This is a genomic window from Bradyrhizobium sp. P2_E8 (genome assembly GCF_056403875.1).
Genome location: NZ_JBFUES010000203.1, coordinates 1 through 9,243 on the forward strand (window position 1 = coordinate 1; position 9,243 = coordinate 9,243).

Below are 9,243 nucleotides of genomic sequence, written 5' to 3' on the forward strand. Positions count from 1 at the left end.
TCTCGTCCCAGATCTGGCAGAAGCCGGTGTCCTGCCAGCGGATCAGGTGATAGTTGGCTTCGGCAGGGCTCGCGGCCACGAAGGCAGTGACGGCAAGACCGGCGGCAGCGCACAGCACGGAAATACGACGCATGATCAGCTCCTCAAATGAAAGATGTGATGCGCCTCCCGACAATCACGGGAGGGGTGGTGCGGGACGCTTTTGGGGAGCGCGCCCCGGACAAGATGTGAGTAGTTCCGCCTGCTGATCAGGTTCAAAGCGCGTGCGCTGGAAACGCGGGATTTTGGCCGGAAAACGAGGGCCGCCCGCCCAAAAGAAGAGGGCGGATCGCTCGCGCGATCCGCCCTTCAAATCCGGTCTGTCGCGTCAGGCTTAGAGCGTGCAGCGGCGCTCCGCGCGCAGCTTGATCTGGAGGTCGGAGGCGGCCGTGAAGGTCGGCTGCGGCTTGCTGACGACCTTGTAGGTCGAAGCGCCCCACTGGAACGGCTTGTACTTCAGGTCCTCGTTCCAGACCTGGCAGATGCCGGTGTTGTCCCAGCGGATCACGTAATAGCCGACTGCCGCCGAAGCGGGCATGGCGAACACGGAACTAGCGATGCCGGCAACGGCACAGAGGGCGAGAACGCGACGCATGAAATATCTCCTTGTGGGGAAGTGTGACCCGGAAATTCGTGCGGTAAAAGCCGGTCCTTTGCAAGCCGGGGAGCCGCCGTTCACGGACATGTCAGGCGATGCAGGGCACTTGGTTTGGCCGCGTGCCCGGCAAGTCACACTGCTCACTTCGAAAGCGACGCCACCGCCTCGATCTCGATCAGCATCTTCGGATCAGGCAGCGCGTGCACCACGCAGGTGGTGCGTGCCGGATAGGGCGGCGGACCGAACGCGCCGGCATAGAGCGCGTTCATGGCGGCGACGTCGGAGGCGCGGGTCAAGAGCACGTTGACCTTGACGAGATCGCGGACGGTTGCACCGGCTTCGTCCAGCACGCGCTTGATGTTGACGGCGACGTTGGCGAACTGCGCCTCGAAGCCGTCGGGCAGCGCGCCATTGCCGTCGAAGCCGGGAATGCCGGAAACGAACAGGAGGTCGCCGACGCGCGTCGCAAAGGACAGCGGCGGTGCCTTCACATGCGGCGGGGGCGCGAAATGCTGGATCGTCATGGGATCACCTCGGGGGTCGTGCAGGGCGCATCAGCGTAGCGACATGCGGGGGACTTGCAATCGTCATCAGGGGGCCGGCGCAGGGGGGCAAAACAAAAACCGCGAAAACAACCCCATGCACAGTAGAGATCGAACAGAATTCATTGGAGTCTTTTCAGTTCGGAAAAAGAAAAATAATCGGTTGCTCCGTCGGGCAAAACAGGAGCAGAATGGCATCATGAAGTTGCCCGTGCTGCGGCCCCGAGCTCCGCCGTCATGCCCCGCCTGACCGGGGCATCCAGTACGCCGCGGCTTCCCGGTTCAGCCACCGCCGTCTCTGGAATACTGGATCGCCCGGTCAAGCCGGGCGATGACAGTTGAATGCGTTGCTGCACCTCACGCCTCACGGCCGCTCCATCATGTTGCCGCCGTGATCGATCGGATAGATTCGTCCGGTCTGATTCGATCCCTCCTTGAAAAATAGCCCCCGGAGACGCCCCATGAAGCTCGCATCCACCCTTCGCGCCGCGCTGGTCGCCATCGCCGCCCTTGCCGGGCTCTCGACCTCGGCGCTGGCCGACGGCGGCACCGTGGTGCTGACGATCTACAAGGCGGGCTGGATCATCGGCGGCTCCGGCGGCTCCGGCGTGCTGAACTTCCGCGGCCGCTCCTACGGGCTCTCGTCCGGCGGCCTCGATTACGGCCTCGTCTTCGGCGGCTCCAAGACCGTGCTGCGCGGCCGCGTCTCCAACATCAACCGTCCCTCCGACGTCGCGGGTGTCTACGGCGCCGCCGGTGCCGGCCTTGCCGTCGGCCGCGGCGCCCGCGCCATCGTGCTCACCAACCAGAAGGGCGCGGTGCTGGAGCTGTCGGGCTACCAGACCGGCCTGATGGCGAATGCGGATCTGAGCGGGCTCGCGATCACGATGCGGTAGGCAGGTCTCGTAGGGTGGGTTAGCCGAAGGCGTAACCCACCTCTTTGGTTTCCGCGGAGACAGAAGTGGTGGGTTACGCCCGCGGACCACGCTCCGCGCGGCCGCGAGCTAACCTACCCTACGATCCGCTCACCGCCGCATGGATCCTCTCGCAATGCGAGACCAGATTGGCGTGCGCGTCGACGAAGGTCTTCAGCGGCGTCGGGATCGGGAAGTAATAGATGTTGGCGATGAAGCCATAGATGCCGGCATCGATGCTGGTCGCGGCTTCGCCGTGCACGAAACCGGTGGCGGGCACGATCTCGGCCAGCACCTGGAGGTCGGCGAGCCCTCGCGCATAGGCCTGCTCCGGCGTGTAGCGGCCGATGCCCTGGAAATGATAGCGCTGCGCATTGTACGCCTTCGCCTTCTCAAATCCTTCCGCATTGATCTGCGGGTGCTGCGYGATGAAGGCATCGCGGAAGGCCGGGTAATAGCGCTCGTCCTTCCAGCGCGAATAGGACATCACCCAGTAGAGATCGTCCAGCATGCGGGTGACGAAGTGATTGGTCCTCCGCTGCTCCGTTGACAGCGCGGCATCGATGCCCAGGCGATATTTCGCGATCGCATGCGCGATGATCGTCTCGCTGTCGCCGATGGTCTCGCCGTCGTCGACGATGTAGGGCAGCTGCCCGCGTGGCGCGGCGGAGGCATCGAAGATGTGCTCATGGACGAACGGCACGCAAGCGAGCTTCAGGAAGGCGTAGACCTTGAGGCCGTAGCCGTTGTTGTCGGCGACGCCGAACAGCTTTGGGTAGGAGTAGAGCGTCAGCATGGGCGGGCTCCTCAACCGGGCAACTCCAGGCCCATCATACAGGGTTGCTGAAAAAAATACGCCCCGGCCTGTCGGATCCCGGTTTCGTGCTTCGTCCTCCGGATGATGCCGCGCCTCCTCGCCTCTTTTCATCACCAAGGATACCAGCACATGACCTCCATCATGCCGTTCCTCTGGTTCGACAACAACGTCCCCGAAGCCGTCGCCTTCTACAAATCGGTGTTTCCCAACGCGAAAGTAGAGACCGTCAGCGACTTCATGGCGGTGTTCGAGCTCGAAGGGCAGCGTTTCAATGCGCTCAATGGCGGCCCGCAATACCGTTTCAACGAGGCGGTGTCGTTCTTCATCAGCGTGGAGACGCAAGGTGAGGTCGACTATTTCTGGAGCCGGCTCACCGCGGATGGCGGCGAAGAATCCCGCTGCGGCTGGCTCAAGGACAAGTTCGGCCTGTCCTGGCAGGTGATCCCATCGGCGCTTTCCCGCTACCTCGGCGACCCCGACCGCACCAGGGCCAATCGCGTCATACAGGCGATGATGCAGATGAAGAAGATCGTGATTGCGGATCTGGACAGGGCGTATGCGGGGTGAGGGCGTAGAATGGGTCAGGCGGTCACGAATGCGGTCGCTCCGCACGGAACGCCGCGCGGACGGCGCTTCGCGCAGCCGCGAGGCTAATTCACCCTACGAACGCGATGCGGCGTTGAAGACAGCCAGTTGCGCATCGAACGCGCGCCTGAAGGCCGGGCGCGCTTCGCCGCGGGCGACATAAGCGGCGACGTCGGGATATTCGCCGAGCAGGCCCGATGCGTTCAGCCGGCGCAGCACCGTCACCATCATGAGATCGCCGGCGCTGAACGCCCCGTCGAGCCAGTCGGCATCGCCGAGGCGACGAGACAATTCTCCGAGCCTGATGCGGACGCGATCCTGCAACATCGGCAGGCGCGCCTCGTGCCAGCTCTTGTCGCGCTCGAACAGCAGCGCCATTCCGAGCTCGACGATCGGCGGCTCCAGCGTGTTCAGCGCGGCGAACATCCAGGTGATCGCGCGGGCCCGCGCATTGGTCTCGGTCGGCAGCAGCCCGGCGTGGCGCTCGGCGATATGCAGCACGACCGCCCCGGACTCGAACAGGGCGAGATCGCCGTCCTCATACGTCGGAATCTGCCCGAACGGATGCAGCGCAAGGTGGGCCGGTTGCTTCATTGCCGCGAACGAGACGAGGCGGACGTCGTAGGGCTGGCCGACCTCCTCCAGCGCCCAGCGGACGCGCATGTCGCGGGCCTGTCCCCTGCCGCGGTCGGGCGAGTTTTCGAAGGCGGTGATGGTGGGGGGCATCTGGAGGCTCCGGGGTGGTGGCGCTTTGCATCCAGAGGACGAACGGCCGGCGCGGATTCCGACAGACTATCTTGCTTTTGCGTTGTGAGGGCCGCTGGCGATCAGCCGCGGGAGCGCGCGTGATTGGAGAAAGTCATGCCAGCGCTCGTCGCGCTGGCAACTCGCTTTGAGTCCAAATGGACATCGCTCGGGGACCGGTTTGTGCTGACCGGTCCCACGCATTTCGCATCCTTCATGGCAACGCGGTTCGACGCCGGTCCAATGAATTCGAATGGACCATCCATTCGGGCAGGGGGGCGCCGTCGCGATGCCGGCCACCGGCGCAAGCTGCGGCCCAGGCCGCGATGGCGCCAAGCAGGACGGCCGTGGCCACCGAGAACGCCAGGATGATCGTGCTGCGCCGCGATCGCGCGATCGCAGTCTTGGCGTTGGCAATCACGTTGTCGACCCGGCGTTCGGCGTCGGCCGCCGCAAGGCCGGTTGCGCCGGCAACTTGCTGGATCAGGTAGGTCCTGTCGTCAGTGCTCATGCCGTCGTGGCTTGACGCGGTGAGAAGGATGCGGCCCGCTTCAGCGCGTTCCGAACTGAGATCGATGTTGGGGGCACGGCGCCCGGCGCGATAGAGACGGTCCAGCTCGTAGCTCAACAGCGGTTCGGCGGCGCTCGTCCGCGCCGAAGTGGCGGCTGAGGGATTGCGCGACAGGCTTGCCGCACCCAGTAGCGTGGCCAAAACCGCGCCCATCACCACCGCCAGCGCCCAGACCGCCAAGCCATGCAGGCCGTCCGCCTGCTCGATTTGCTCGACAGGGCCGGGCGCGAGGGGATTGCGAACCCACCCGGCAATATAGCCGCCCAATCCGAAGCTGATGATCGCCTGGAGGATCAGGTAGATGCCGGACAATATCCATAATGCCGCGGAGGCATCGCGCCATGTCGGCGAAGCTGACGTGACGCCCAGGCCGACGCTTGCGCCGAACGTCACAAGGATGAAAGACATCGCCGTAGCCGCAAATGCTCCCAGCAGGATCGGCGACCATTGCAGATGGCGCGGTCCGCGCTCGGCGCGATACGCCTCGACATCGGCGCGCGACGCCGAAGGAAGGCTTTCCATGGACATTTCCATCATCCTTGCTCAGCGCAGGCCGAAAAAGGACAGCACGGCGAGGATCACCACGACCAAGCCAACGAGATAAATCAAACCGTTCATTGTCGCCTCCAATACCCTGCCGGCGTCAATCTTCCCTGTCCGCCAAAGTTCCTATTTCGGGAAAATGTTGCAAACGGCGGAGCGACCGCGGGAACACGCTGAAATCGCAGGGTGGGTTGGCCGAACCCGCGGCGTCGTCCTGGCGAAAGCCGGCGCGTCGGATGGGGAGGGCAAAGCGAAACCCAGCGCCTGCGGGCGTTGACCGTTTGGCGACCTGATCCACTTCGCCAGGTCGCCTTGGATCGCTATACTGCCAATCTCAGCAGGATGGTGACCCCGATGGCGAGAGAATTGGAAGGCAAGGTTGCTGCCGTGACCGGGGCCGCGTCCGGCATCGGATTGGCGAGTACCGAGGCGATGTTGGCCGCGGGCGCGCGCGTGGTGATGGTCGACCGCGACGCCGCCGCGCTCGAGGCGCTCTGCAACAAGCATGGCGACACCGTGATCCCGCTGGTCGTAGATCTGCTCGATCCGAAAGACTGCGCAACGCTGCTGCCGCGCGTTTTGGAGAAGACCGGCCAACTCGACATCCTGCATGCAAACGCAGGCACGTATGTCGGCGGCGACCTGGTCGATGCCGACACGATGGCGATCGACCGGATGCTGAACCTGAATGTCAACGTCGTGATGAAAAACGTGCACGACGTGCTGCCGCACATGATCGAACGCCGGACCGGCGACATCATCGTCACGAGTTCGCTGGCGGCGCATTTTCCGACGCCGTGGGAGCCGGTCTACGCGTCGTCCAAATGGGCGATCAACTGCTTTGTCCAGACGGTGCGGCGCCAGGTCTTCAAGCACGGCATCCGCGTCGGCTCGATCTCGCCCGGCCCGGTCGTCAGCGCCCTGCTCGCGGACTGGCCGCCCGAGAAGCTGAAGGAAGCGAGGGACTCTGGCAGCCTGCTGGAGGCCAGTGACGTGGCCGAGGTCGTGATGTTCATGCTGACCCGGCCGCGCGGCATGACCATTCGCGACGTGGTGATGCTGCCGACCAATTTCGATCTCTAGGGCGCGTGCAGTTCGTAGGGTGGGTTAGCGCAGCGTAACCCACCACGCCTCCACGATCGCCGCACGAAGTTGGTGGGTTACGCCGCGCGGACTGCGCTTCGCGCCGCCGCACGTCTAACCCACCCTACGAAGCGATCCACTTCGCCAGCTCGCGCCACGGCTCCAGCGTCCAGTGCCCCGACGCAGCGCCGGACGGCGAGGGCAGCACGAATATCTCCGGCAGGCTTCCATCGCGCTGCTGCCGCCCCAGCGAAATCCCACTCGACGGCCTGCCGTAAAACAAGCTCGCAGCCTTCTTGCTCGTGAACGCAATCGTCCGCGGCCGATACTTCTCGATCTTGGCCCTGAACCCCGGCACGTCGATCGTCTCCATCGCGATCTGGTGATCCATCCCGGCGCCCGACTTGGAGAGATCGGTGAAGCCGATGCCGAGCTCGATCAGCTTGGCGAACTCGCCCGGCTGATAGCGCCGCGGCGTGATCCCGGCCTCATGGATCGCGCGCCAGAAGCGGTTGCCGGGATGGGCGTAGTAGTGCCCGAGCTCGGCCGAGCGCGTGCTGGCCGCGGTGCCGACGAAGACGAGGCGGAGGTTGGGGCGGAGTTGGTCGGGGAGGCGGTGTAAGTCGTTGTCGGTCATCGAAGGGCCAATGAGCCTGCATGCGGCGGGCGACCTGTTCGCCCGGTTGCTCGGCTCGACGGCTACCATTTCTGTCGTTCACGTTCTATACCTTGCCCATGAACCGCGAAGAACTGGCCGCCGCTTATGCGGCGCCTGGCCGGCACTATCACAACCTCTCGCACATCGAGGACTGTCTCGATGCGCTCGCGCGGGTGGAAGGAATCTCGGCGGCCGAGCGCGAGATTCTGACGGAGGCCATCTGGTGGCACGATGTCGTCTATGATCCGACCCGGTCGGACAATGAAGAGCTCAGCGCGCAACTGGCCGAGCAACACGTTCGCGCCGATATCGGCCACGAAGTGAGGCGCTTGATCCGCCTGACCAGGACGCACAACGTCCAACCGGATGATCGCCTCGGCGCGATCCTGATCTCGATCGATCTCAGCATCCTCGGCGCGGCGCCTGCGCGCTACGACGCCTACGCGGCGGCGATCCGCCAGGAATTCATCCACGTCAGCGACAGCGACTATCGCGCCGGCCGTGCCAAGGTGTTGCGTCAGTTCGCCGCCCGGCCGGTCATCTACCCCGATGCCGRTTTCGCCGCGATCCATGACCGGCAGGCACGCGACAACCTTGCGCGGGAGCTGGCGTCGTTGAGCTGAAGCCGACGTCGTGCGCGGCGCTACTCCGTAGCCCGCATGAGCGAAGCGACATGCGGGGCAACTGTCGATCCCGGATGTCGCTTCGCTCATCCGGGTTACGCCTGCTTGATGCGACGTTCGCAAAAAAAAGCCGGGCGCTCGCCCGGCCTTTCATTTTCAGATGGATGCCCGGGTCAAGCCCGGGCATGACGAGCGGAGGGCTCCTCACAACACCCGATTGCTCTCCTTCACCTTCTMCGCATCCAGATATACGCTTGAGCCCATCTCCTTGAACTTCGCGCTCATCTTGGCCATGCCGTCCTCGGCCGTACCGCTGATCGACATGCCGATGCTGTTCGGATCGTTCAGCGTCGCCGCATAATCCCGCACGTCCTGCGTGATCTTCATCGAGCAGAACTTTGGACCGCACATCGAGCAGAAATGGGCGACCTTGTGGGCTTCCTTCGGCAGGGTCTCGTCGTGGAAATTCTTCGCGGTATCGGGGTCGAGGCCGAGGTTGAACTGGTCGCTCCAGCGGAAGTCGAAACGGGCGCGGGACAGCGCGTCGTCGCGGAGCTGGGCGGCCGGGTGGCCCTTGGCGAGATCGGAGGCGTGAGCCGCGATCTTGTAGGTGATGACGCCGGTCTTGACGTCGTTACGATCGGGCAGGCCGAGATGCTCCTTCGGGGTGACGTAGCAGAGCATGGCGCAACCGAACCAGCCGATCATGGCGGCACCGATGCCCGAGGTGATGTGGTCATAGCCCGGCGCGATGTCGGTGGTCAGCGGTCCGAGGGTGTAGAACGGCGCTTCGCCGCATTCCTTGAGCTGCTTGTCCATGTTGATCTTGATCTTGTGCATCGGCACGTGGCCGGGGCCTTCAATCATGACCTGGCAACCCTTGTCCCATGCGATCTTGGTCAGCTCGCCGAGCGTCTCCAGCTCCGCGAACTGCGCGCGGTCGTTGGCGTCCGCAATCGAGCCCGGGCGCAGGCCGTCGCCGAGCGAGAACGAGACGTCATACTTGCGCATGAGGTCGCAGATCTCGTCGAAATGCGTGTAGAGGAAGCTCTCCTTGTGATGCGCCAGGCACCACTTCGCCATGATCGAGCCGCCGCGGCTGACGATGCCGGTGACGCGGTTGGCGGTGAGGTGGATGTAGGACAGGCGCACGCCGGCGTGGATGGTGAAATAGTCGACGCCCTGCTCGCACTGCTCGATCAGCGTGTCCTTGTAGAGCTCCCAGGTCAGCTTGACCGGATCGCCGTTGCACTTCTCCAGCGCCTGATAAATGGGAACGGTGCCGATCGGCACCGGCGCGTTGCGCAGAATCCATTCGCGCGTGGTGTGGATGTTGCGGCCGGTCGAGAGGTCCATCACGGTGTCGGCGCCCCAGCGGATCGCCCACACCATCTTCTCGACCTCTTCCTCGACCGACGAGGTCACCGCCGAGTTGCCGATATTGGCGTTGATCTTGGTCAGGAAGTTGCGGCCGATGATCATCGGCTCGAGCTCGCTGTGGTTGATGTTGCAGGGGATGATGGCAC

Annotated in this window: 11 protein-coding genes; 4 read left to right on the forward strand and 7 right to left on the reverse strand. The window is 64.2% G+C overall.

The genetic code is table 11. From position 1 onward, the window contains the following. Window positions 1-373: 373 nt before the first annotated feature. Together AC1D00_RS13875 and AC1D00_RS13880 are read right to left on the reverse strand one after the other, a co-directional pair. The gene (locus tag AC1D00_RS13875; protein ID WP_404553597.1) at window positions 374-634 is read right to left on the reverse strand and encodes a hypothetical protein; all 261 of its coding nucleotides are present in this window, start codon (window positions 632-634) and stop codon (window positions 374-376) included. Between the two features lie 143 nt (window positions 635-777). Continuing rightward, window positions 778-1,161, reverse strand: a complete 384-nt coding sequence (locus AC1D00_RS13880) for a RidA family protein (protein ID WP_135175791.1) — start codon at window positions 1,159-1,161, stop codon at window positions 778-780. A 479-nt stretch (window positions 1,162-1,640) separates the two neighbouring features. On the opposite strand from AC1D00_RS13880, the gene AC1D00_RS13885 reads away from it, so the two are divergent. Further along, window positions 1,641-2,075 carry a hypothetical protein gene (locus AC1D00_RS13885; protein ID WP_135175792.1) on the forward strand — a complete coding sequence of 145 codons (435 nt, stop codon included), beginning with the start codon at window positions 1,641-1,643 and terminating at the stop codon, window positions 2,073-2,075. Between the two features lie 118 nt (window positions 2,076-2,193). Here AC1D00_RS13885 and AC1D00_RS13890 read toward each other — a convergent pair whose 3' ends face one another. Beyond that, entirely contained in the window at window positions 2,194-2,889 is a 696-nt protein-coding gene (locus AC1D00_RS13890; protein ID WP_477011054.1) for a glutathione S-transferase family protein, read from the reverse strand. Window positions 2,890-3,039: 150 nt separating this feature from the next. Between AC1D00_RS13890 and AC1D00_RS13895 the strand changes: the two genes are divergently transcribed. Then, window positions 3,040-3,477 carry a VOC family protein gene (locus AC1D00_RS13895; RefSeq protein ID WP_477011055.1) on the forward strand — a complete coding sequence of 146 codons (438 nt, stop codon included), beginning with the start codon at window positions 3,040-3,042 and terminating at the stop codon, window positions 3,475-3,477. Between the two features lie 93 nt (window positions 3,478-3,570). Here the strand turns inward: AC1D00_RS13895 and AC1D00_RS13900 are convergent, their stop codons facing one another. Continuing rightward, window positions 3,571-4,221, reverse strand: coding sequence for a glutathione S-transferase family protein (locus AC1D00_RS13900; RefSeq protein ID WP_477011056.1), 651 nt, complete (start codon window positions 4,219-4,221; stop codon window positions 3,571-3,573). Window positions 4,222-4,453: 232 nt separating this feature from the next. Further along, on the reverse strand, window positions 4,454-5,338 hold the full coding sequence (locus AC1D00_RS13905) for a hypothetical protein (protein WP_477011057.1): 885 nt from the start codon (window positions 5,336-5,338) through the stop codon (window positions 4,454-4,456). A 369-nt stretch (window positions 5,339-5,707) separates the two neighbouring features. On the opposite strand from AC1D00_RS13905, the gene AC1D00_RS13910 reads away from it, so the two are divergent. After that, window positions 5,708-6,436 (forward strand): SDR family oxidoreductase, encoded by a 729-nt coding sequence (locus tag AC1D00_RS13910; protein ID WP_477011058.1) that lies wholly within the window; start codon window positions 5,708-5,710, stop codon window positions 6,434-6,436. Window positions 6,437-6,560: 124 nt separating this feature from the next. On the opposite strand, the gene AC1D00_RS13915 is transcribed toward AC1D00_RS13910, so the two are convergent. Continuing rightward, the gene (locus tag AC1D00_RS13915) at window positions 6,561-7,073 is read right to left on the reverse strand and encodes a mismatch-specific DNA-glycosylase (protein WP_477011059.1); all 513 of its coding nucleotides are present in this window, start codon (window positions 7,071-7,073) and stop codon (window positions 6,561-6,563) included. Between the two features lie 98 nt (window positions 7,074-7,171). Here AC1D00_RS13915 and AC1D00_RS13920 point away from each other — a divergent pair, with 98 nt between their 5' ends. Continuing rightward, entirely contained in the window at window positions 7,172-7,717 is a 546-nt protein-coding gene (locus AC1D00_RS13920) for an HD domain-containing protein (protein WP_477011061.1), read from the forward strand. A gap of 204 nt (window positions 7,718-7,921) precedes the next feature. Here AC1D00_RS13920 and thiC read toward each other — a convergent pair. After that, window positions 7,922-9,243: phosphomethylpyrimidine synthase ThiC (gene thiC, locus AC1D00_RS13925; protein ID WP_477011060.1), on the reverse strand; the 1,322-nt coding region annotated here is incomplete at its 5' end.

What these genes read in the sequence shown, in the direction of transcription:
- AC1D00_RS13875 (WP_404553597.1), bottom strand. Translation starts at nt 634, where the DNA reads ATGCGTCGCGTTCTCGCCCTCTGTGCCGTTGCCGGCATCGCTAGTTCC.
- AC1D00_RS13880 (WP_135175791.1), bottom strand. Translation starts at nt 1,161, where the DNA reads ATGACGATCCAGCATTTCGCGCCCCCGCCGCATGTGAAGGCACCGCCG.
- AC1D00_RS13885 (WP_135175792.1), top strand. Translation starts at nt 1,641, where the DNA reads ATGAAGCTCGCATCCACCCTTCGCGCCGCGCTGGTCGCCATCGCCGCC.
- AC1D00_RS13895 (WP_477011055.1), top strand. Translation starts at nt 3,040, where the DNA reads ATGACCTCCATCATGCCGTTCCTCTGGTTCGACAACAACGTCCCCGAA.
- AC1D00_RS13900 (WP_477011056.1), bottom strand. Translation starts at nt 4,221, where the DNA reads ATGCCCCCCACCATCACCGCCTTCGAAAACTCGCCCGACCGCGGCAGG.
- AC1D00_RS13905 (WP_477011057.1), bottom strand. Translation starts at nt 5,338, where the DNA reads ATGTCCATGGAAAGCCTTCCTTCGGCGTCGCGCGCCGATGTCGAGGCG.
- AC1D00_RS13910 (WP_477011058.1), top strand. Translation starts at nt 5,708, where the DNA reads ATGGCGAGAGAATTGGAAGGCAAGGTTGCTGCCGTGACCGGGGCCGCG.
- AC1D00_RS13915 (WP_477011059.1), bottom strand. Translation starts at nt 7,073, where the DNA reads ATGACCGACAACGACTTACACCGCCTCCCCGACCAACTCCGCCCCAAC.